The organism is Mycobacterium sp. KBS0706, assembly GCF_005938675.2.
GTDB lineage: Bacteria > Pseudomonadota > Alphaproteobacteria > DSM-16000 > Inquilinaceae > Inquilinus.
Genome location: NZ_VCCH02000067.1, coordinates 23,352 through 45,346, shown reverse-complemented (window position 1 = coordinate 45,346; position 21,995 = coordinate 23,352). Strand labels below are relative to the sequence as shown.

At 70.1% G+C, this 21,995-nt stretch carries 18 protein-coding genes; 15 read left to right on the top strand and 3 right to left on the bottom strand.

From position 1 onward, the window contains the following. Nucleotides 1-330 precede the first annotated feature (330 nt). From serS to FFK22_RS28975, 4 genes are read left to right on the top strand one after another with little or no spacing between them, the layout of a single operon-like run. Nucleotides 331-1,716: a serine--tRNA ligase gene (gene serS / locus FFK22_RS28990; RefSeq protein ID WP_306770187.1), complete on the top strand. Its 1,386-nt coding sequence runs from the start codon at nt 331-333 to the stop codon at nt 1,714-1,716. Nucleotides 1,717-1,718: 2 nt separating this feature from the next. Next, nucleotides 1,719-2,477 (top strand): 5'/3'-nucleotidase SurE, encoded by a 759-nt coding sequence (gene surE, locus FFK22_RS28985; RefSeq protein ID WP_138891503.1) that lies wholly within the window; start codon nt 1,719-1,721, stop codon nt 2,475-2,477. A gap of 25 nt (nt 2,478-2,502) precedes the next feature. Continuing rightward, a complete protein-coding gene (locus FFK22_RS28980; RefSeq protein WP_138891502.1) occupies nt 2,503-3,168 on the top strand; it encodes a protein-L-isoaspartate(D-aspartate) O-methyltransferase in 666 nt (221 codons plus the stop codon). Further along, the gene (locus FFK22_RS28975) at nt 3,099-4,109 is read left to right on the top strand and encodes a M23 family metallopeptidase (RefSeq protein WP_186002712.1); all 1,011 of its coding nucleotides are present in this window, start codon (nt 3,099-3,101) and stop codon (nt 4,107-4,109) included. Before FFK22_RS28980 ends, FFK22_RS28975 begins: the two co-directional genes overlap by 70 nt. A 25-nt stretch (nt 4,110-4,134) precedes the next feature. On the opposite strand, the gene FFK22_RS28970 is transcribed toward FFK22_RS28975, so the two are convergent. Beyond that, nucleotides 4,135-5,007, bottom strand: a complete 873-nt coding sequence (locus FFK22_RS28970) for an ATP-binding protein (protein ID WP_221938941.1) — start codon at nt 5,005-5,007, stop codon at nt 4,135-4,137. 238 nt (nt 5,008-5,245) lie between these two features. Here FFK22_RS28970 and yajC point away from each other — a divergent pair, with 238 nt between their 5' ends. From yajC to FFK22_RS28955, 3 genes are all read left to right on the top strand, one after another. Further along, complete coding sequence (yajC, locus tag FFK22_RS28965; protein ID WP_138891500.1) at nt 5,246-5,689, top strand: preprotein translocase subunit YajC; 444 nt, start codon at nt 5,246-5,248, stop codon at nt 5,687-5,689. A gap of 21 nt (nt 5,690-5,710) precedes the next feature. Continuing rightward, entirely contained in the window at nt 5,711-6,085 is a 375-nt protein-coding gene (locus tag FFK22_RS28960; RefSeq protein ID WP_138891499.1) for an Mth938-like domain-containing protein, read from the top strand. 67 nt (nt 6,086-6,152) lie between these two features. Further along, on the top strand, nt 6,153-6,602 hold the full coding sequence (locus FFK22_RS28955) for a cupin domain-containing protein (protein ID WP_186002711.1): 450 nt from the start codon (nt 6,153-6,155) through the stop codon (nt 6,600-6,602). Here the strand turns inward: FFK22_RS28955 and FFK22_RS28950 are convergent, their stop codons facing one another. After that, complete coding sequence (locus FFK22_RS28950) at nt 6,603-7,844, bottom strand: flavin-dependent oxidoreductase (protein ID WP_138891498.1); 1,242 nt, start codon at nt 7,842-7,844, stop codon at nt 6,603-6,605. Nucleotides 7,845-7,948: 104 nt separating this feature from the next. Between FFK22_RS28950 and FFK22_RS28945 the strand changes: the two genes are divergently transcribed. The 4 genes from FFK22_RS28945 (at nt 7,949) to FFK22_RS28930 (ending at nt 15,394) form a co-directional block, all read left to right on the top strand. Continuing rightward, nucleotides 7,949-8,797 (top strand): phytoene/squalene synthase family protein, encoded by an 849-nt coding sequence (locus tag FFK22_RS28945; RefSeq protein ID WP_138891497.1) that lies wholly within the window; start codon nt 7,949-7,951, stop codon nt 8,795-8,797. A gap of 247 nt (nt 8,798-9,044) precedes the next feature. Beyond that, a complete protein-coding gene (locus tag FFK22_RS28940) occupies nt 9,045-9,827 on the top strand; it encodes an IclR family transcriptional regulator (protein ID WP_138891496.1) in 783 nt (260 codons plus the stop codon). Nucleotides 9,828-9,841: 14 nt separating this feature from the next. Continuing rightward, nucleotides 9,842-13,633 carry a hydantoinase B/oxoprolinase family protein gene (locus FFK22_RS28935; RefSeq protein ID WP_138891495.1) on the top strand — a complete coding sequence of 1,264 codons (3,792 nt, stop codon included), beginning with the start codon at nt 9,842-9,844 and terminating at the stop codon, nt 13,631-13,633. Between the two features lie 111 nt (nt 13,634-13,744). Beyond that, nucleotides 13,745-15,394: an OPT/YSL family transporter gene (locus FFK22_RS28930; protein WP_138891494.1), complete on the top strand. Its 1,650-nt coding sequence runs from the start codon at nt 13,745-13,747 to the stop codon at nt 15,392-15,394. Here the strand turns inward: FFK22_RS28930 and FFK22_RS28925 are convergent. Next, nucleotides 15,391-16,293, bottom strand: coding sequence for a LysR family transcriptional regulator (locus tag FFK22_RS28925; RefSeq protein WP_138891493.1), 903 nt, complete (start codon nt 16,291-16,293; stop codon nt 15,391-15,393). The two genes, FFK22_RS28930 and FFK22_RS28925, sit on opposite strands and share 4 nt — an antisense overlap. Before the next feature lie 95 nt (nt 16,294-16,388). Here FFK22_RS28925 and FFK22_RS28920 point away from each other — a divergent pair, with 95 nt between their 5' ends. The 4 genes from FFK22_RS28920 (at nt 16,389) to FFK22_RS28905 (ending at nt 21,991) form a co-directional block, all read left to right on the top strand. Next, a complete protein-coding gene (locus FFK22_RS28920; protein WP_138891492.1) occupies nt 16,389-17,462 on the top strand; it encodes an aldo/keto reductase in 1,074 nt (357 codons plus the stop codon). A gap of 359 nt (nt 17,463-17,821) precedes the next feature. Continuing rightward, a complete protein-coding gene (locus FFK22_RS28915) occupies nt 17,822-18,904 on the top strand; it encodes a substrate-binding domain-containing protein (RefSeq protein WP_138891491.1) in 1,083 nt (360 codons plus the stop codon). A 76-nt stretch (nt 18,905-18,980) separates the two neighbouring features. Beyond that, entirely contained in the window at nt 18,981-21,242 is a 2,262-nt protein-coding gene (locus FFK22_RS28910; RefSeq protein WP_138891490.1) for an ABC transporter permease, read from the top strand. Continuing rightward, on the top strand, nt 21,239-21,991 hold the full coding sequence (locus FFK22_RS28905) for an ATP-binding cassette domain-containing protein (protein WP_138891489.1): 753 nt from the start codon (nt 21,239-21,241) through the stop codon (nt 21,989-21,991). Before FFK22_RS28910 ends, FFK22_RS28905 begins: the two co-directional genes overlap by 4 nt. Nucleotides 21,992-21,995: the final 4 nt, after the last annotated feature.

Below are 21,995 nucleotides of genomic sequence, written 5' to 3'. Positions count from 1 at the left end.
CCGAGCCGGCGGAAACCGCCCGCGCCGATCGCGAGCCTGCAGAGGCTTGGCCGCGGGCACCGGACGATTCCGCCGCCGGCCGGCCCAAGCCGGAGCCGCCGAAACCGGACAGCAGCTGAACGTCGCATCACCTGTTGTGCCTTCCCGTCACCAGCTGCCCGGCCTTCCATTCTCCCCCTCCCCCAGCGCGAGGGGGCAGGGGGAGGGGCCTGCGCGCGTCCGCGCGCGATTGGCTGGTTGAGGCCGGATCAGGCGCACCCCGGTCCTGGCTGCACCAACCCCCTCCCCCTGGCCCCCTCCCGCGAGGGGAGGGAGGGTGATTGTTTGCCCATGGGAGAGGTGCACAAACCTTATCCCAACCCCCCGGCCCGTTTGCGTCCGGCCGGCCCACCTCCTATAACCACCGCACGATTCCCCGAACCGGCAGTCATCGAGCGCGCGATGCACGACATTCGATTCATCCGAGAGCATCCCGAGGCCTTCGACAGGGGGATGGCTCGGCGGGGTCTGTCGCCGGTCGCGGCCGAGCTGCTGTCGCTGGACGAGCGCCGGCGCCAGATCACCACCGAGCTGCAGGGGCTGCAGACCCGCCGCAACGCCGCCTCGAAGGAGATCGGCGCCGTCAAGTCCAAGGGCGGCGACGCCCAGGCGCTGATGGACGAGGTCGCGTCGATCAAGGCGAAGATGGGCGAGCTGGAGCAGGCCGACCGCGACGCCGAGGCGGCGCTGACGGCCCGGCTGGCCGAGCTGCCGAACATCCCCGACGAGGACGTGCCGGACGGCCGGGACGAGAGCGCCAATGTCGAGATCCGCCGCACCGGCGAGCCGCGGCGGCTGAACTCCGCCCGCGATCATGTCGATCTCGGCGAGGGCCTCGGGCTGATGGATTTCGCCGCGGCCTCCAAGCTGTCCGGCGCGCGCTTCGTGGTCCTGCGCGGGGCGCTGGCCCGGCTGGAGCGCGCCATCGGCCAGTTCATGCTGGACCTGCACGTCACCGAGCACGGCTACACCGAGATCGCGCCGCCCTTCATGGTGCGCGACGAGGCGGTGTTCGGCACCGGCCAGCTGCCGAAGGCGGCCGAGGACATGTTCCGCACCAACACCGGGCATTGGCTGATCCCGACCGCCGAGGTGCCGCTGACCAACCTGGTCGCCGGCGAGATCCTGGAGGCGGAGGGGCTGCCGCTGCGCTTCACCGCGCTGACCCCGAGCTTCCGCTCCGAGGCCGGTGCCGCCGGACGCGACACCCGCGGCATGATCCGCCAGCACCAGTTCAGCAAGGTCGAGCTGGTCAGCGTCACCACGCCGGAGCAGTCGGCCGCCGAGCACGAGCGCATGACGCAATGCGCCGAGACCGTGCTGAAGCGGCTGGGCCTCGCCTTCCGCACCATCGTGCTGTGCACCGGCGACATGGGCTTCACCGCCCGCAAGACCTACGACATCGAGGTCTGGCTGCCGGGGCAGGGGCGGTATCGGGAGATCTCCTCCTGCTCCAACACCGGCGAGTTCCAGGCTCGGCGCATGCAGGGCCGGTTCCGGCCGGCGGGCGAGAAGGGCACCCGGTTCGTCCACACCTTGAACGGCTCCGGCGTCGCCGTCGGCCGCGCCCTGATCGCGGTGATGGAGACCTATCAGCGGCAGGACGGCTCGATCGAGGTGCCGGAGGTGCTGCGGCCCTATATGGGCGGGCTCGAGATCCTGGAAGCGAAGGGCTGACCATGCGCATCCTCCTGGCCAATGACGACGGCATCAACTCCACCGGCTTCTCGGTGCTCGAGCGCATCGCCCGCGAGCTGTCGGACGACGTCTGGGTCTGCGCGCCCGAGACCGAGCAGTCGGCCGCCAGCCATTCCCTGACCATCCACCGGCCGCTGCGCCTCAGGAAGATTGAGGAGAAGCGCTTCGCCGTCGACGGCACGCCGACCGACTGCGTGCTGCTGGCCGTCAACCACATGATGAAGGACAAGCGCCCCGACCTGGTGATGTCCGGCGTCAACCACGGCCGCAACATCGCCGAGGACGTGACCTATTCCGGCACCATCGCCGCGGCGATGGAGGCGACGCTGCTCGGCATCCGCGCCATCGCCTTCAGCCAGCAATTCGCCGATGGCCGCAGGCCGGACTGGGAAACGGCGGCGCGCTGGGGCGCCGAGGTGGCGCGCAAGGCGATCGCCACCGACTGGCCGGACCAGGTACTGGTCAACGTCAACTTCCCGGCGGTCGATCCGGACGCCGTGACCGGCATCGCCGTGGTGCCGCACGGCCTGCGCAAGATCGGCGACGTGCTGGAGGAACGGACGGACCCCCGCGGCCGCAGCTATTTCTGGATCGGCACCAGCCGGACCGAGCAGGCGCTGCAGGGCACGGAGACCGACGTGTCCGCCATCGCCGCTGGCCGGATAACGGTGACGCCGCTGCATCTCGACCTGAACCACGCCGCCGCGATACAGTCCCTGCGGCGGACCTTCGCCGAGTAGGGCCTGTCGTGATCGGTGTCCGCCCATGATCGCCGAGCCGCGGCTGATCCGGCTCCTGATGCATCTCCGCCGGTCGGGGATCACGGATCATCGCGTCCTCGGCGCGATCGAGCGGGTGCCGCGCGAGGCCTTCGTGCCCGACGCCTTCCTCGACCAGGCCTATGAGGACATCGCCCTGCCGATCGGCCACGGCCAGACCATCAGCCAGCCCATGGTGGTTGGGCTGATGACCCAGGCGCTGGAGGTCGGCGACCGCCACAAGGTGCTGGAGATCGGCACCGGCTCCGGCTACCAGGCGGCGGTGCTGGCGAAGATCTGCCGCCGGCTCTACACCATCGAGCGGCACAAGCCGCTGCTCGACCTGGCGCTGGAGCGGATCTCCGGCATGCGCATCAGCAACATCACCGCGCGCTGGGGCGACGGCATGAAGGGCTGGCCGGAACAGGCGCCGTTCGACCGCGTCATCGTCACCGCCGCCCATCGCGGCGACCTGCCGCCCCCGGCGCTGACGGACCAGCTCGCGATCGGTGGTATAATCGTGATTCCCATGGGGGACGAGAAGCGGAACCAGCGCGTGGTCCGCTTCACGCGCACCGAGACCGGATTGGAGCGGGAGGATCTGTGGCCAGTTCGCTTCGTGCCTTTGCTGCCGGACCTTCCCGACGGGGAGGATGGCGGCCCATCCTACTGACGACGCTCGCCGCCGCGAGCCTCGCAGCCTGCAACGTCCCGCCGGGGGCTGACGAGCTGGCCCAGCGGCCGGCGACCGTCCAGGTCCAGCCGGGCGACGACGTGCTGTCCATCGTCCGCCGCTACGACGTCTCGATGCCGGGGCTGATCGCGCTGAACGGGCTGCAGCCGCCCTATGCGCTGCAGGCCGGCCAGACGCTGCGTCTGCCGGGCGCGCCGGCATCGGCCCCCGGGCCGGCCCCGACCATCACGCTGCCGGGCGCGGTGGCGACGACGCCGGGCGCGACCGTGCCGATGGGCGGCACGCCGCTCAACACCGTGCCGTCGACCGGCAGCGGGCTGGCGGTGCAACGCCTGCCGCCGCCGGGCGGCGCCACGGCGCCGGTGGTCCCCGGTTCCGTGCCGGGCGCAGTCCCGCCCGTCGGCGCCGTGCCGGGCCAGGCCCCGCTGTCGCCGACGACCGGCGCCCCGACCTCGATCGTGCCGAAGGCTCCGCCCGCGACGGTGCCGCCGGTCGCCAGCGCCACCGTGCCGCCGCCCGCCGCCGTGCCGCAGACCGCGGCCCGGGGCGGCCATTTCGCCTGGCCGGTGACCGGCTCGGTGATCGCTGGGTACAACGCCCCGCTCGGCGGCAAGCCGAACCAGGGCATCAACATCTCGGCCCCGGCTGGGACCCCGATCAAGGCGGCCGGCCCCGGCACCGTCGCCTATGCCGGCAACGAGCTGCGCGGCTATGGCAACCTGGTGCTGATCCAGCATGGCGACGGGCTGGTCACCGCCTATGCCCATGCCGCGTCGCTGTCGGTGAAGAAGGGCGATCAGGTCACCGCCGGCCAGACCATCGGCACGGTCGGCCAGACCGGCGCCGTGGACGCGCCGCAGCTGCATTTCGAGGTCCGCAAGAACAGCTCGCCGGTGGATCCGAAGCAGTACCTGCAGTAGCGCCGGGGCGGCGGCGCGCCGTCCGCTACGTGGGAGTCTCCAGCTGCTTGCCCAGGCGGCCGGCCAGGTCCTGGATGTACTGCCAGGCGACGCGGCCGGAGCGCGAGCCGCGGGTGATGGTCCATTCCAGCGCCTCGGCCCGCAGCGTCTCCGGCGCGATCTCCAGGCCGTAAGCGGCGGCGTAGCCCTCGACCATCTCGAGATAGGTGTCCTGGTTGCAGCCGTGGAAGCCGAGCCACAGGCCGAAGCGGTCGGACAGCGACACCTTCTCCTCCACCGCCTCGCCGGCGATGATCGCGGTCGATCGCTCGTTCTCGATCATCTCCCGCGCCAGGATGTGGCGGCGGTTCGAGGTGGCGTAGAACACGACGTTCTCCGGCCGGCCCTCGATGCCGCCTTCCAGGATCGCCTTCAGCGACTTGTAGCTGGCGTCCTGGCCGTCGAAGGACAGGTCGTCGCAGAACAGGATGAAGCGCCGGGTCGAGACGCGCAGCAGGTGCAGCAGCCGGGGCAGGGAGCCGATGTCCTCGCGATGGATCTCGACCAGCGCCAGGATGCCGCCGGCCTCGCCGTTCACTGCCGCATGCACCGACTTGACCAGCGAGCTCTTGCCCATGCCGCGGGAGCCCCAGAGCAGGGCGTTGTTGGCCGGCAACCCCTTGGCGAAGCGGCGGGTGTTCTCCAGCAGCAGGTCGCGCTGCAGCTGGATGCCCTGCAGCAGCACGAGATCGACCCGGCTGACCGCGGCAACCGGCAGCAGCCGCCCGTGCTCGGCGTCCCAGGTGAAGGCGTCGGCGCTGGCCAGGTCGGTCGGCGCCGGCGTCGGCGGCGCCAGCCGCTCCAGCGCATCGGCGATGCGGGTCAGCAGCTGCAGTCGTGTCGGATCCAGGTCGGCCACCGGACGGTCTCCTTCGCTTTCGGCCCGCCGACGCTAACGATCGTGCCGTGCGGGTGTCGAGATCAAGCCTCGCAAGGCTCCCTTGCCCCGGCAGGATGGCCGGGTCCGGCCATCCTGCAAACGTCCAGGTCCGGCAGGATTGCCGAGGCAATCGTGCCGGGCGCGGCCGGACCGGATTCCATTGCAACGGCGGCCCCGGCCGCTATAGTCGCGCGCGACTGCAAAGGTGGAGCGAAAGATGCTGATTTCCGAGGCTTATGCCCAGACGGCTGATGCCGGTGCGGCCGGCGGTGCTGGCCTGCTGATGCAGTTCGCGCCGCTGATCCTGATCTTCGTGGTGTTCTACTTCCTGCTCATCCGGCCGCAGCAGAAGCGGGCGAAGGAGCATCGCGACATGCTGGGCGCGCTGCGCCGCGGCGACCGCGTCGTCACCGGCGGCGGCATCGTCGGCACCGTGCAGAAGGTGGCCGATGACGAGCTGACGATCGAGATCGCCGAGAATGTCCGGGTCAAGGTGATCCGCAGCACCGTCACCACCGTCCTGGCTCGCACCGAGCCGGCCAAGGGCGGCGGGTCGAGCAACGGCGACAAGGACGAGGATGCCGTGCCGCCGGCCGCGGCCAATGCGCCGGCCGAGGCGGAGAAGCCGAAGGGGCTGGGCCGCTTCCTGTCGCGGAAGTGAGCTGAACGGGGCGGGATCGTCATGGAGATCACCTCCGTCATCCCGCCCGGCCGGCGGATGATCGACGGCTATCCGCCGGGCGGCTTCCGCGTCGCCGGCACGCTGTACCAGGGGCCGATGCTGATCTGGCCGGAGGGCGAGGTGCCCTGGTCGCTGAGCCGGATCGAGGATCTGGCCGTGGCCGATCTCGACCCAGTGCGACGGATCGACCCGCCGGTCGAGGTGCTGCTGATCGGCTGTGGCCCGCGCATGGCGCTGCTGCCCTCGGCGCTGCGGCGCCAGATCCGCGAGGCCGGCATCGGCATGGACGCGATGGACACCGGCGCCGCCTGCCGCACCTACAACGTTCTGATCTCGGAAGGCCGGCGCGCCGCTGCGGCGCTGATCCCGGTCTGACATCGCTTTACCCCGGCTGCTTGTTTAAACTCGAAGAGAGCCGCAGACAGCAGCAGGGAGGCGCGACATGAAGGCGATGACGGCCGGCATCACCGGGGCCGCGGAGGGGATCGACGGCCTTTCCTGGTCGATCCTGGGCCAGACCTATGTGCCGAAGCAGATCTCGGCGGACAGCTTCGCCTGGCACGCCACTTTCGGCATCGGCACCTTCGTGCCGCCGCACATCCACCCGTTGCAGGACGAGTTCCTCTACATCCTCGAGGGCAGGCTCGACTTCATGCTCGACGGCGCCAATGCCAGCGCCACGGTCGGCGACCTGGTGCGCCTGCCCAAGGGCATCCCGCACGGCATCTTCAACAACAGCGGCGCGATCGCAAAGTCGCTGTTCTGGGTGGCGCCGACCGGCCGGCTGGTTGAGCTGTTCCAGGCCATCCACGACCTGCCGCAGCAGACGCCGGAGGCGGTGGTGGCGCTGGCGGCTAAGCACGACGTCGACTTCCTGCCGCCGCCCGCCTAGTCAGCGGGGTCGGCGCAACTGGGCCGGGGTGAAGCCGGCGACGGACGCATAGCCGCGGACGATCGCCTGGCGCTCCGCATGCGGCAGGACGGCCTCGATATCCTCGAAGCCGTCCGGCGCCAGCTGCTCGATCACGTCGATCACGCCCTCCGGCCCGCCGCTGCGGTTCAGCCGGACGATCTCCGCGGTCTTCGGCCGCCGGTCGGCCTCGTAGCGCTCCAGCGCGGCGACGGCATCCGATGCGTCCGCCAGGGCGTCGGCCAGGGCCCGGGCGTCGAGGATCGCCTGCGACGCGCCGTTCGACCCGACCGGGTACATCGGATGCGCCGCGTCGCCCAGCAGCGTCACCCGGCCGTGGCGCCAGCGCGGCAGCGGATCGCGGTCGCACATCGGGTACTCCCAGAACTCCGGCGTCGCCGCGACGATCTCGCCGATGTCGGCCTCCGGCAGAGCGAAGCGGCGGGCGTGCGGCAGCACCTCGTCCAGCCGGCCGGGCCGCGACCAGTCCTCGCGCCGGGGCGGGGGCGTGCTGCCGTCGCCGATGCGGGCGCAGACCGCCCAGTTGGTCAGCCGTCGGTCCGGCGCGGTGCCCGGCGCGATCGGGTACAGCACCACCTTCGCCTGCATGCCGCCGGCGACGATCATCGTCCTGCCGTCCATGAAGGCCGGCCGGTCGACCGCGCCGCGCCAGATCATCATGCCATTCCAGGAGGGCGGCCCCTGGTCGGGATACAGCGTGTCCCGCACGATCGAATGGATGCCGTCGGCGGCGATCAGCAGGTCGCCCCGCGCGGTGCCGGCCGGCGCGCCGTGGCGGTCGACGAAATGCGCGATCACCTCGCTTTCGCTCTGCTCGAAACTGGCCAGACGGCGCCCATGATGGATCTCACCGCCAAGCCGCTCCCGCGCCGCCATGTGCAGCACGCCGTGCAGCCGGCCGCGATGGATCGAGAACTGCGGCACCGGGAAGCCGGCGTCCAGCCCGCGCGGCTCGCGCCAGACGATCTGGCCGAAGCGGTTGGTGTAGAGCAGCTCCCGGGTGCGGATGGCGACGCCGTCGAGCCGGTCGAGCAGGCCGAGCCCGGCGAGCTCCTGGATCGCATGCGGCAGGGTGTTGATGCCGACGCCGACCTCCCGCGGCTCGGTCGCCTGCTCGAACACCGCGCAGCCGATGCCGCGCGCCTGCAGCATCAGCGCCGCGGTCAGCCCGCCGATGCCGCCACCGACGATGATCGCCTTCATCGGTCGCCTCCCTCGATGCGTCAGGACCCAAGTCTTCAGCCTTAAGCCCGAACTGGCAAGCTCCGGTGGCGATCGGTCCCGCAAGCGGGCATATAGGGGCCGCCATGCCGACCACCGATCCCCTGGGTCAGAACGGCGAACAGGTTCGCCGCCTCGACCATGACCGCTATCTCACCTGCCTGTTCGCCCCGGCGCCGCGCCGGGCGGCGCTGTTCGCACTCTACGCCTTCAACATCGAGGTGGCGAAGACGCGCGAGGTGGTCAGCCAGCCGCTGCTCGGCCAGATCCGGCTGCAATGGTGGCGCGACGCCATCGGCGAGATCTATGACGGCCGGCCGCGGCGCCACGAGGTGCTCGATCCCCTGGCCTCGGCGGTCTGGGCCCATGACCTCAGCCGGATCCTCTTCGACACCGTCATCGACGCCCGCGAGCGCGACCTGGAGGACGAGCCGCCGGCGACCCTCGCCGATCTCGAGCGCTACGCGGCGGACACCGCCGGGCCGCTGCTGCGCCTGCATCTCGAGGTGCTGGGCGTTCGCGACGATGCGGCGCACCGGGCGGCGACGGCGGTCGGCACCGCCTGGGCGCTGGTCGGGCTGATGCGCGCCGTGCCGTTCCACGCCCGGCAGAAGCGGCTGTACCTGCCGCAGGAGATCATGACGGCCGAGGGCGCCGATCGCGGCCTGCTGTTCGAGATGAGGCCGCATGACGGCCTGTGCCGGGCGGTCGCGCGCGTGGCGGACGCTGCTGCCGGGCATCTGGCGGAGGCGCGGCGGCTGCGCCGGGACGTGCCGCGGATGGCGGTGTCGGCCCTGCTGTCGGCCCGGCTGGCCGATGGATATCTCCGCCGGCTGCGCCGAGCGAAGCACGAGGTCTTCGACGGGCTGGTCCAGGACCCTCCGCCGCTGCGTCAGGCGGACCTGGTGCTCGGGGCCATGCTGGGGCGGTTCTGATCGGCCGTAGCGGCATCGGAGCCTGGCGGTCCGGCGGTGAACACGATGTTCATTGCGGTCCCTCCTGGTTTTTGTTCATCATATGTTCTGGTTGAGAATCATGTTCGCGCCAGGGTGACCTGCCGCGGAAATATGCTTCTCAAGATCTCGCCCCGCGGGGCGAGGGTTGCCGAGCTCTTGTGGCTGTTGCTAGAGTTCCAATAGTTAGAAATTAGGTTCCATAAAATGGAACTTCTTGGATGGCTTCATGACCACGCTCGAAAGCGCCGCCGCTGTCCTGCGCTGCTTCTCCACCAGTCGCACCGAGATCACGGTAACTGAGGCGTCGTCGCTGCTGTCGCTGCCGAAGAGCAACATCTCCCGCCTGCTGCGGGCCATGCGCGATGCCGGGCTGCTGGAGACCATCGGCGACAGCAAGCGCTACCGGCCCGGGCCGCTGATCCTCGGCGTCGCGCATCTGTACAGCTCGACCTCGTCGCTGGTCGGCCGGGCGGATGCGGTGGTGGCCCGGATCGTCGCCGCGGTCGGCCACACCGGCTATGTCTCGATCCGCGACGGCGGCGAGGTGACCGGCCTGACCTATCACCCCGGTACCAATGCGCTGCGCGTCGCCACTCCGGTCGGCCGGCCGCTGGCGGCGCATTCCAGCGCCACCGGCCGGTCGCTGCTGGCCCGGATGTCGGACGATCAGGTGCGGGATCTGTTCCGGGAACCCTGGCCGCCGGTCTCGCCGACGGCGCCGCAGACCATCGACGAGCTGCTGCAGCGGCTGGACAAGGTCCGCCGCCTGGGCTTCGCGGAATCCCATGACGAGGCCAATCGCGGCGTCGGCGCCCTGGCCGCCGCCGTCGGGTCGCCCGAGACCGGAGAGGCGGTCAGCCTCTGCATCGCCTATCCGCTCTCCACCGTCACGGAGGAGGAGCGGGAGGACATCATCGCCCGGCTGCTGGCCGGGGCACGGGAGGTCGCGGCCCTGGCCGGCGACCCTCAATGGACGAACCAGGCCGGGCTCTCGGCCTCCGCAGCGTAATCAAGGACCAGATCATGCAGGCCACGCGCTGGCGCATCGGCTTCGACATCGGCGGTACCTTCACCGATTTCATCCTCTATGACGGCGAGGGGCGGACGGTGAAGCTGCACAAGCGGCTGACCACGCCGCATGACCCGTCCGAGGCGGCGCTGGTCGGGATCGAGGAGCTGGTGGCGATGGCCGGCATCCGGCTGGCGGATGTCGGCGAGATGGTGCACGGCACCACCCTGGTCACCAACGCGGTGATCGAGCGCAAGGGCGCGAAGCTGGGGCTGATCACCACCCAAGGGTTCCGCGACGTGCTGGAGATGGGCACGGAGCAGCGCTACGACATCTACGACCTGTTCCTGCAGTTCCCGGAGCCGCTGGTGGCCCGCCGGCTGCGGCTGGAGGTGCCGGAGCGGGTGGACCGCGACGGTACCGTGGTCGAGCCGCTGGACCGAGACGCCGTCCGTGCCGCGTTGCGGCGGCTGGTGGCGGAGGGCGTCGAGGCGGTCGCCGTCTGCTTCCTGCATTCCTACCGCAACCCGGAGCATGAGCGGATCGTCGGTGAGATCGCCCGGGCCGAGTTCCCGCAGCTGGCCGTGTCGTTGTCCTCCGAGGTGGTGGCCGAGCTGTGGGAGTACCAGCGCTGCGTCACCACCTGCGCCAACGCCTATGTGCAGCCGCTGATGGACCGCTACCTGCGGCGGCTGGAGCGGGAGCTGGCGGCGCGCGGCTTCGCCGGCACGCTGCGGCTGATGCATTCCGCCGGCGGGCTGGTCGCGCCGGAGACGGCGCGCGCCTTCCCGATCCGGCTGCTCGAATCCGGCCCGGCCGGCGGCGGCCTGGCCACGGCGCTGTTCGGCGCCCTGGCCGGCAAAGCCGACGTCATCTCCTTCGACATGGGCGGCACCACCGCCAAGGCCTGCCTGATCGAGGACGGCCGCGCCGAGATCGCGCCGATGATGGAGGCGGGGCGGGTGCACCGCTTCAAGAAGGGCTCCGGCCTGCCGATCAAGGCGCCGGTGATCGACATGATCGAGATCGGCGCCGGCGGCGGGTCGATCGCCTCGATCGACGAGGTCGGGCTGCTGCGCGTCGGGCCGCATTCCGCCGGCTCCGACCCCGGCCCGGCCTGCTACGGCAAGGGCGGGGTCGAGCCGACGGTGACCGACGCCAACCTGGTGCTGGGCTACTATGACCCCGGCTTCTTCCTGGGCGGCCGCATGGCCCTGGACAAGGCGGCCGCCGAGGCCGCGGTGGCGCGCGTCGCGGAACCACTCGGCCTGTCGGTCGAGGATGCAGCTTGGGGCATCCACAAGGTGGTGACCGAGAGCATGGCCGCCGCCGCCCGCGTCCATCTGGTCGAGAAGGGCAAGGACCCGCGCCGCTACGCCATGGTCGGCTTCGGCGGTGCCGGGCCGGCCCATGCCGCCGGGGTGGCGCGCGTGCTGGGCGTGGCCGAGGTGATCATCCCGCCGGCCTCCGGCGCGGCCTCGGCGCTGGGCTTCCTGGCCGCCCCGCTGTCCTTCGAGCTGGTGCGCTCGCACCCGGTGCGCTTTTCCGGCGCGTTCGACGCCGGCGCCGTCAACGGCGTGCTGGCGGAGCTGGAGGCCGAGGGCCGGCGGCGGCTGGCCGAGGCGGGCGTCGATGAAGCGTCGGTCACAGTCGAGCGCAGCGCCGACATGCGGCTGACCGGTCAGATGCACGAGATCGCCGTGCCGCTGCCGTCCGGCGCGATCGACGCCGGCTGCCTGGAGGCGATCCGCACCGCCTTCGCCGAGGTCTACACCGCCCGCTACACTTCGCTCTACGGCGGGGCCGAGATCGAGGCGATCAACTTCCGCGTTCGCTGCCTGGGCCCGACGCCGACACTGTCGCTGGCCGGTGCCACCGGGGGCGGCGATGCCGCGGGCAAGCGTAAGGGCACGCGGCCGGCGCGCTTCGCGGACGGCGTCGTCGACGCCGTGGTCTATGACCGCTACGCCCTGGTGCCGGGCGACCGGATCGAGGGACCGGCAATCATCGAGGAGCGGGAATCCACCACCATCGTGCCGCCGGGCGACATCGTCCGGGTCGACGACACGCTCAACCTGCGCATCGCCGTCGGCGTCGCTGCGCCGGTCCAGGCGCTGGTCACCGCCGAGATGCCGCTGCCCGAGGCGATCGCCCGGATCGAGGCCGACCCGATCGCGCTGGAGATCATGTGGAGCCGCCTGGTCACCGTGGTCGAGGAGATGTGGCTGACCGTGTGCCGCACCGCTTTCTCGCTGGTGATCTCCGAGGCCCAGGATTTCGCCTGCGAGCTCCTGGACCCCGAGGGCGAGACACTGGCCCATTCGCCGCGGGCGATGCCGGTGTTCAACCTGACCCTGCCACGCGCGGTGAAGGCGCTCTTGGCCGAATACCCGGCCGAGACGCTGCGGCCGGGCGACGTGCTGGTCACCAACGACCCCTGGCTCTGCGCCGGGCACCTGTTCGACATCGCCGTGGTCACGCCGGTGTTCCATGACGGCAGGCTGGTCGGGCTGATGGGCACGGTCGGCCATGTCTCCGACATCGGCGGCACCAAGGACAGCCTGCGGGCCCGCGAGATCTACGAGGAAGGCTTCCAGATCCCGCCGATGAAGCTGGTGGAGGAGGGGCGGCCGAATGCGACGCTGTTCCGCCTGCTGGCCGAGAATGTCCGCAACCCGGGCCAGGTGACCGGCGACATCCACTCCTTCGTCGCCGCCAACGCGATCGGCGCCGACCGGCTGGTCGCTTTCATGCGCGAATACGGCATGCAGGACCTGCGGGCCCTGGCCGCAGTGGTGCAAGGTCGGTCCGAGAAGGCGATGCGCGAGGCGATCGCGGCCCTGCCGGACGGCGTCTACCGGTCGGAGATCGAGAACAACCCGCTGGGCCAGACGCTGCGCTATCCGCTGGCGCTGACCATCGTCGGCGACCGGATCACCCTCGACTTCGACGGCGCGCCGGCGCAGCTGCCGCAGGGCGGGCTGAACTGCACGCTGAACTACACCTCGGCGCACGCGACCTATCCGCTGAAATGCATGCTGACGCCGAATGTCCGCGGCAATGCCGGCTGCTACCGGCCGTTCGAGGTGAAGGCGCCGGAAGGGTCGATCCTGAACGCCAGCAAGCCAATGGCGGTGAACCTGCGCACCCGCACCGGCTGGTACATCGCGCCGAACATCTTCCGCGCGCTGGCCGAGGCGGCGCCGGACAAGGTGCAGGCCTTCACCGGCCTGCCGGTGGCCGCGACCATCTATGGCCGCGACGCGGAAGGGGCGACCTATTCCGACATGCTGTTCATGGGCGGCGGGCAAGGGGCCTCGTCGCATGGCGACGGCAAATCGGGCCTGCTGTGGCCGACCTCGGCCGCCAACACATCGGTCGAGCTGTTCGAGACCCGCGTGCCGGTGCTGGTGCTGGAGAAGACCTATGTCCAGGACTCCGGCGGTCCGGGCCGCCATCGCGGCGGGCTCGGGCAGCGCGTGGCGCTGCGCAAGCTGGCCGATGACGGGCTGGCCACCTTCGTCGCCGTCTATCCAGAGGGGGTGAAGTCGAGCAACCCGGGCCTGTTCGGCGGCGCGCCGGGCGGGGCCGCGCGCGGCGTGGTGCGCGACGCGCAGGGACAGGTGCTGCGCGATTGCGGCACCGGCGAGCTGGTGCAGCTGGCCCGGCCCGGTGAGATCGTCGAGATCGTGCTGGCCGGCGGCGCCGGTTACGGCGACCCGGCGGAGCGGCCGCGGGCCGTGCTGGACCGCGATGTCGGCGACGGGCGGGTCTCGGCGCCGGCCGATCCCGCCAAGGCCGCATGAGCCTCGGGGCCGCGCATCCAAGGGGGCGCGGCCCTTTTCGTCAGGGGTACGCCCAAGAGCCCGCATCACGAGATCAAGGCCGCGGCCAAGCGGTCCCTTCCAGGAGGTTTCATGCAGCACGACCTGACCGCGGACCCGACCGCGGCGCCTTCGGCCAATAGCGTGACCGGCCGCCGACACCCCAGCGTGTTCGAGCCGGCGACCCTCGCTTTGATCATCCTGCTCTGCGTGTTCGGCGCCATCATCGGCATGCAGATTCTGGTCAGCCTCGGCGTCTCGGCGAACACCTCGCTGATCGGCGCCCTGGCCGCCATGGTGCTGGCGCGCATCCCGCTGGGCCTGTTCGCCCGCTACCGCTCGATCCATGTCCAGAACCTGGCGCAGAGCGCCATCTCCGGCGCCACCTTCGGCGCCGCCAACAGCCTGCTGCTGCCGATCGGCATCCCCTATGCGCTGGGCCGGCCGGACCTGGTGCTGCCGATGTTCGCCGGCGTCGCCCTGGCGATGCTGCTGGACGCCTATCTGCTGTACCGGATGTTCGACACCAAGGTGTTCCCCGCGACCGGCGCCTGGCCGCCCGGCGTCGCGGCGGCGGAGGCGATCAAGGCCGGCGACGAGGGCGGTCGCAAGGCGGTGCTGCTTGGTGTCGGCGTGGCGATCGGCGCCGTCGGCTCCTTCTTCAAGATCCCGATGTCGGCCTTCGGCATCGCCTTCATCGGCAACATCTGGGCGCTGGCCATGTTCGGCGTCGGCCTGCTGCTGCGCGGCTATTCCGGGCCGCTGTTCGGCGGCGAGGCCTTCGCTGGGATCATCCCCGGCGGCGACATGATGAAGGCCTATATCCCGCACGGCGTGATGATCGGCGCCGGCTTGGTGGCGCTGCTGCAGGTCGCCTCGACCCTGCTGCGCCGCGACACTGATGAGGCTGCCCGCACCCAGTCCGACGGCGCGCTGCGGCGGGCGCTCGGCCTCGGCACCGCCGGCTACATCGCCCTGGCCATGCTGATCGCCGCGGCCGGCGGGCTTTGGGCCGAGCTGTCCTGGGGCATGCTGGTCGCCTTCGTGGTCTACGCCGCCTTCGCCGCCTTCGTGCATGAGCTGATCGTCGGCCTGGCGGCGATGCATTCCGGCTGGTTCCCGGCCTTCGCGGTCGCTTTGATCACCCTGATCATCGGCATGCTGGTCGGCTTCCCGCCGACGGCGCTGGCGGCGCTGGTCGCCTTCTCCGCCGCCACCGGCCCGGCCTTCGCCGATATGGGCTACGACCTGAAGGCCGGTTACATCCTGCGCGGCCACGGCGCCGACCCGGAGTTCGAGCGCGACGGCCGGCGGCAGCAGCTGTACGCCGCCATGGTCGCCTTCCTGGTTGCCATCGTCGTCGTCTTCCTGTCCTGGGAATCCTTTTTCGCGCAGGACCTGCTGCCGCCGGTCGACCGGGTCTACGCGGCCACGATCGGGGCGGGAGTGGCGCCGGAGGTGGCGCGGTCGCTCGCGCTCTGGGCGATTCCCGGGGCCCTGGTCCAGTGGCTCGGCGGATCGAAGCGGCAGATGGGCATCCTGTTCGCCACCGGCCTGCTGCTCAACGCTCCGCTGGCCGGCTGGGCGGTGCTGGCCGGCATCGTCATCCGCATCCTGTGGAGCCGCTGGCGCGGCGAGGAGGGGCGCAGCGAGATGGAGGTGGTCGCCGCCGGAGTGATCGCCGGCGACGCCCTGTTCAGCTTCTTCGACTCCGTCGGCCAGCGGCTGTTCGGCCCTCGCTAAGGCGCACCCTGCCGCCGCTGCACGAAGTCGAGGAAGGCGCGCAGCGGCGGCGGCATCTGCCGGCGGCTGGGATAATAGAGGGTGAAGCCGGGGAAGGGCGGCGTCCAATCCTCGAGCATCCGCACCATCCGGCCGGCCTCGACCAGCGGCCGGATCTGCAGGTCGAACAGATAGCCGATGCCGACGCCGTCCAGCACCGCCCGGATCGCGACCTCGGGCTCGGTGACGGTGAGGGGACCCTCCACCGCCACCTCCAGCTTCTCCGCGCCGCGCTCGAACTCCCAGCGATAGAGGCTGAGATCGGTCGGCCAGCGGAAATTGATGCAGCGATGGTGCCGCAGGTCGCGCGGCGTCTCCGGTATGCCGTGGCGCTCGAGATAGGCGGGGGCGGCCACGACCATCAGCTCGAGCTCGCCGCCCAGTTTTACCGCGACCATGTCGCGCTCGACCATCTCGCCGAGCCGGAGGCCGGCGTCGAATCGTTCGGCGACGATGTCGACCAGCCGATCCTCGACCACGATGTCGAGGGCGATGTCCGGATAGGCGGCCTGGAACGGGCCGATCAGCGGCGCCAGGCGATGGATCGCGGCGATACGCGAGGCGTTGATCCGCAGCAGCCCCGCCGGCGTGTCGCGCAGCGCCCGGACGTTGGCGACCGCGGCGTCGAGATCGGCCAGGGCCGGCAGCAGGCCGGAGAGGAGCCTCGCCCCGGCGTCGGTTGGCGCCATGCTGCGGGTCGTGCGGTTCAGCAGCCGCAGGCCCAGCCGCTCCTCCAGCCCGCGGATGGTCTGGCTCAGCGCCGATCGCGACAGGCCCAGCTGCGCGGCGGCACGGGCGAAGCTGCCATGCTCGACGATCGCGGCGAAGGCCCGCAGCTCGGCATAGTCGCTGCCGCGCATTGTGCATCATTCCCTTAACGGCCTATGCGGATAATGCCGTCTTTATGAACGAATGTCAGTGCGCCATCTTCCGGCCATCACCGCTGGAGACGACCATGAGCGACACGCTGTCCCTCGATCACTACCGCCTGCTGGGCCGGTCCGGCCTCCGGGTCTCGCCGCTCGCGCTCGGCGCCATGACCTTCGGCACCGATTGGGGCTGGGGCGCCGACGAGCGCGAGGTCGGCCGCATCGTCGACACCTATGTCGACCGCGGCGGCAACTTCATCGACACCGCCAACCAATACACCGACGGCAGCTCCGAACGGCTGGTCGGCAAGTTCGCAGCCGGTCGGCGCGACCGGCTGGTGCTCGCCACCAAATACACGCTGCCGCTGCGGCAGGGCGACCCGAATGCGGGTGGCAACCACCGCAAGAGCCTGGTCCGGTCGGTCGAAAGCAGCCTGCAGCGGCTGCAGACGGACTATATCGACCTGCTGTACCTGCACGCCTGGGACTTCACGACCCCGGTCGAGGAGATCCTGCGCGCCATGGACGACGTGGTCCGCGCCGGCAAGGTGCTGTATGTCGCGATCTCCGACGCCCCGGCCTGGCAGGTGGCGCGGATGCAGACGATCGCCGACCTGCGCGGCTGGTCGCCGCTGATCGCGCTGCAAATCGAATACAGCCTGATCGAGCGGACGGTGGAGCGCGACCTGATCCCGATGGCGCGGGAGCTCGGCCTCGGCGTCATACCCTGGTCGCCGCTGGCCAGCGGCGTGCTGACCGGCAAGTACAGCCGGGCCGATCTCGACATCGGCGGCGGCACGGCGGCGGCCTCGGGCACGCGCAAGAACGTCGCCGCCGGCAACGGCGCTCTGACCGAGCGGACCCTGGCGATCGCCGAGGAGGTCAAGGCGGTGGCGGCCGAGATCGGCAAGACCCCGGCGCAGGTGGCCCTGGCCTGGACGCTGCTGAACCCGGCCGTGACCGCGCCGATCATCGGCGCGCGGACGGCGGCTCAACTCGAGGACAATCTCGGTGCCCTCGACGTTATGCTGTCTGACGCCCAGCAGGCGCGGCTGGAGGCGGCGAGCGCCGTCGAGCTCGGCTTCCCGCATGAGTTCCTGGCCCGGCCACTGACCCACAACGTGATGTTCGGCGATGTGAAGATCGCCTCGCGGCGCTAGGCTCACCCAGGCGCCAGCCGTCGCGCACGGCGGCTTGATCTGCAGCGCATACGTTATGGCAAGCGAAGCGTGGCCATCCAGCCTTGCGGCCGGAGCAGACTTAACCATGCTGAATGGCCACGCCCCCGCGGGGCTCGTCATGACGGTTCTGTGCAGGAGAGATTGCGCGGAATGTCGAGGGCCTCGGCGCCGCCGCCGGCGCGGCGAGTGCCAGGCGGCAAGCTCATCCGGTTAGACAGTGTCCCGATGCCGCCTCCGGGCTGGTCAGTTTGCCCAACAAATAGTATATCTGAGGGTGAAAATATTACCGGCACCTGAGACTGGACAAGCCGGAAACAACATTGGGGAGGATCATTACGATGCGGACGCTTCTGGCGGGCGTGAGCGCGCTCGCGCTTTTCGGCGCCTTCGGCGGAACTGCGGCGGCCCAGACCGGCATGCTGGACAAGGCCGTGGGCGGCTACACCTTCGACCAGGCGGCGAAGGAAGGCCCTGACACCAAGAACTTCAACAACAAGGATGGCAAGCTGACCTTTGCCATCGTCACCCACACCGCCGGCAATGGCTTCTTCGACCCGACCTATGTCGGCGCCAAGGTCGCGGCCGACATGATCGGCGCCAAGCTGCTGATGCTCGGCTCCGAGGCGCCGGTGGACGATATCCCGCGCGAGCTCGAGATCCTCAACCAGATCGTCCAGGACCCGACCATCGACGGCGTCATCATGACCACGCCGCAGGCCGGCGCTTATGACGACCTGGTGAAGACGCTCGAATCCAAGGGCATCCCGGTCGCCACCACCAACAGCTTCGACGCCACGCTCTATGATCGCAACTCGATCAGCCATACCGGCCAGGATGCGTCGGCGGCCGGCATCGGCGGCGAGGCGATGGCGAAATGTGTCATCGACTCAGGCGCCAAGAGCGGCAGCATCCTGTTCCCGAGCACGACCACGCTCGGCAATGTCGAGGTCAACAACCGCGTCACCGCGGCCTTCGAGGCGACGGTGAAGACGCTGGAGGCCGCCGGGCGCCTGAAGGATTTCAAGGTGGACGCCGGGCCGACCAACATCGGCGTCGATGTCGACCCGAACAACACGACGGGTTCGATCGTCAGCTTGATCGAAAGCCGCGGCGATGTTGTCGGCATCATGGGCAACAACGGCTTCGTCACCCCGGCGATCGGCGACGCCGTGGGCCAGCTCAAGATGGGCGGCAAGATCTGCAGTTACGGCTTCGACCTCGGGCCCAAGCAACTCGAGCAGATCAAGAATGGCGACCTCGTCGGCTCGCTCGGCCAGCAGCCGTTCCTGCAGGGCTTCTGGCCGGTGATGCAGTTGTACCTCCAGATCGACCGGGGCGTCTCCGCCGCCGATCTCGACACCAAGGCCCAGCTGGTGACCAAGGCCAACGTCGGCCTCATCGGCAAACGCTTCGAGAACTGAAGCAATCGTCGTTCGCGCGACCCTCGCCCCGTGCCGCGGGCGAGGGTCGCCACCGATCAGGATCTGTTGAGAAGCCATGGCAGCCACGACCGCGCCGGCGGAGGCACGGCCGACCCGTTTCGGCGGTTTCGCCTATAGCTGGGAGGTCGGGCTCCTTCTCGTCATGGCGGCGCTCTACCTCGCCGGGACTCAGGCCAATCCGCGCTTCTTCGGCGACCTGACGGCGCTGCACAGCGTGCTGCGCGACGCCTCCCGCTTCGGCGTGATGGCCGTGGGCATGACCTTCGTCATCGTCAACAAGGACCTCGACCTCTCCGTCGGCTCGACCACGGCGATCGTCGCCGTGCTGTTCTCGATCCTGTTCGCGCCGACCCATTACGATCTCGGCATCGGCGTCGCCATCGGCGCCAGCATCGCCCTCGGGCTGCTGATCGGGCTGTTGAACGGCGCACTGGTCACCGTGCTCCGGGTGCCCGCCTTCATCGCCACGCTCACCATGCTGTTCATCGGGCGCGGCTTCGTGCTCGGGCTGACCGGCGGCCAGAACATCGCCTATCAGGTCAAGTCGCGCGATTTCGGGATCTTCGCCCTGGGCGAGAGCAACGCACTGGGCTTCAACAACCAGATCCTGATCTTCCTGGTCGTGGCTGTGCTCGGCGGCGTCCTGCTCGCCTTCACCCGCTGGGGCTACGAGACCTATGCCGTGGGCGGCAATGCGATGGCCGCGGATTATGCCGGCATCAGCAGCCGGCGGGTGCGGATCCGCGGCTTCGTGCTGTCGAGCCTGTGCGCGACGCTGGCCGGGCTGATGGCCGTGTTCCAGGACAAGGGCGTCAACAGCGGCTACGGCGTCGGCCACGAGCTGATCGTGATCTCGGCCGTGGTCGTCGGCGGCGCCAGCATCATCGGCGGCCGCGGCCGGATCCTCGGCTCCTGCATGGGCGTCCTGCTGATCGTGCTGATCGACAAGGTGCTGCGCGAGGGATTCCCGATCGAGCGCGTCGTCAAGGTCGGCAAGAGCGAAATGGTGGTCCAGGCGATGGCCTCGATGCCGCCGGGCGCGGTGCCGGTCTTCCTCGGCCTGATCCTGCTCGCCGCCGTGCTGATCGAGCCATGGATCTTCCGCCGCAAGGTGATTCCCCGGCTGTGGGCCCGACTGCGCCGCCGGCCCCTGCCCGTGCCGGAGGTGGAGACGGTCGCGGTCGAGACCGTGCAGACGCATGGCTCGGCCCTGGCGGCGCAGGAGATCCACGCCCGCGGGCTGATGTGGTTCCTGACCCAGCGCGAGGCGGCGGCGGTGATCTTCATGGTCGTGCTCTGGGCGCTCGGCATGTATCTGCGGCCGGACTTCTGGGGCAGCCTCGACAACAGCTTCAACCTGCTGCTGGCCTTCACCGAGATCGGGATCATGGCGGTCGGCATGACCTATGTCATCGCCAATGGCGACATCGACCTGTCGGTCGGCGCGGTGCTGGCGCTGTCGGGCGCGACCGCGGCCTTCCTGATGAAGTTCCTGGGGGTGGACCCGGCGCTGGCAGCCCTGACCGCCTTCTGTGCCGGGACCCTCGCCGGCGTGATCAACGGCCTGTTGACCACCAAGGCGCGGCTGCCGGCCTTCGTCGCCACGCTCGGCATGTTCTACATCGCCCGCGGACTGGCCGCCTGGTTCGTCGCCGGCCGCCAGCTCAGCCAGTTCCCGGAGAGCTACAACCTGATCGGCCGCAAGCTGATCGAGGTGCTGCGCTATGCCGGGCTCGAGCCGGCGCCGGGCAGCCTGTGGTCGGCCGTGGCCAGCGCCGTCAGCACCCAGTCGATCGTCCTGATCATCCTGGCCGTCATCGCCGGCATCGTGCTGTCGAAGACCGTGATCGGCTACAAGGTGCTGGCCACCGGCGGCAACCGCCGGGCCGCCGACTATGCCGGCATCAACACCGACCGGGTGCGCTTCGGCAGCCTGGTGTTCAGCGCCATGTGCGCGTCGCTGGCCGGCATCGTCTACATCGCCTATTTCCGCAGCTTCAACCCGTCGGCCGGGCAGTTGCGCGAGCTCGACGTCATCGCCGCGGTGATCATCGGCGGCGGCAGCATCTTCGGCGGCTTCGGCACCATCCTGGGCGCGCTGGCGGGCGCCGCCGTCATCACCCTGATCCGGGCGCTGCTGTCGCTGCAGATCTTCCTGCCCGGCGGGGAGTCGATGGTGATGCCGCAGCACTGGATCAACGTCTTCATCGGGCTGATCCTGATCGTGGCCGTGCTCGGCGACATCTGGCTGCGCCAGGAAGGCCTGCTGCAGCGCCTGTTCAGGCGGCTGCGACCGCGAAGGGAGCGAAGCGCATGACCGAGGCGGGCACCCCGATCGTCGAGATGCGGCGCATCGAGAAGAGCTTCGGCGCCATCCGCGCGCTGACGGATGTGCATCTGCGGCTGATGCCGGGGCAGATCCTGGGCCTGGTCGGTGACAACTCGGCCGGCAAATCGACGCTGATGAAGATCCTGACCGGCGCCTATCAGCGTGATTCCGGCGACATCCTGGTGGCGGGCGAGGAGGTGCATTTCCGCGGTCCGCACGACTCACGCGACCGCGGCATCGAGATGATCTACCAGGACTTCGCGCTGTGCGGGAACATGGACGTCGCCGCCAACGTCTTCCTCGGCCGCTGGCCGACCAAGGGGTGGTTCGTCGACCGCCGGCGGATGGAGGCCGAGGCGGGCGACGTGATGCGGCGCCTGAAGGTCGACATCAACCATGTCCGCCAGCGGGTCGAGAGCCTGTCGGGCGGCCGCCAGCAATCGGTCGCGATCGCCCGCGCGATCAGCTTCGACCCGAAGGTGCTGATCCTCGACGAGCCGACCGCCAACCTGTCTGTGCCGGCCACCGAACGCCTGCTCGAGACCATGGACGAGCTGCGGCGGCACGGCGTGGCGCAGATCATCATCAGCCATCGCCTGACCGACATCTTCGAGATCGGCGACCGTATCATGGTGCTGAAGCGCGGCCGCAATGTCGGCGAGCGGCTGATCAAATCGACCAGCGAGAAGGAGGTGCTGGAGCTGATCGTCCAGGGCGAGCCGGAGAGTGCGGCCTGAGGGC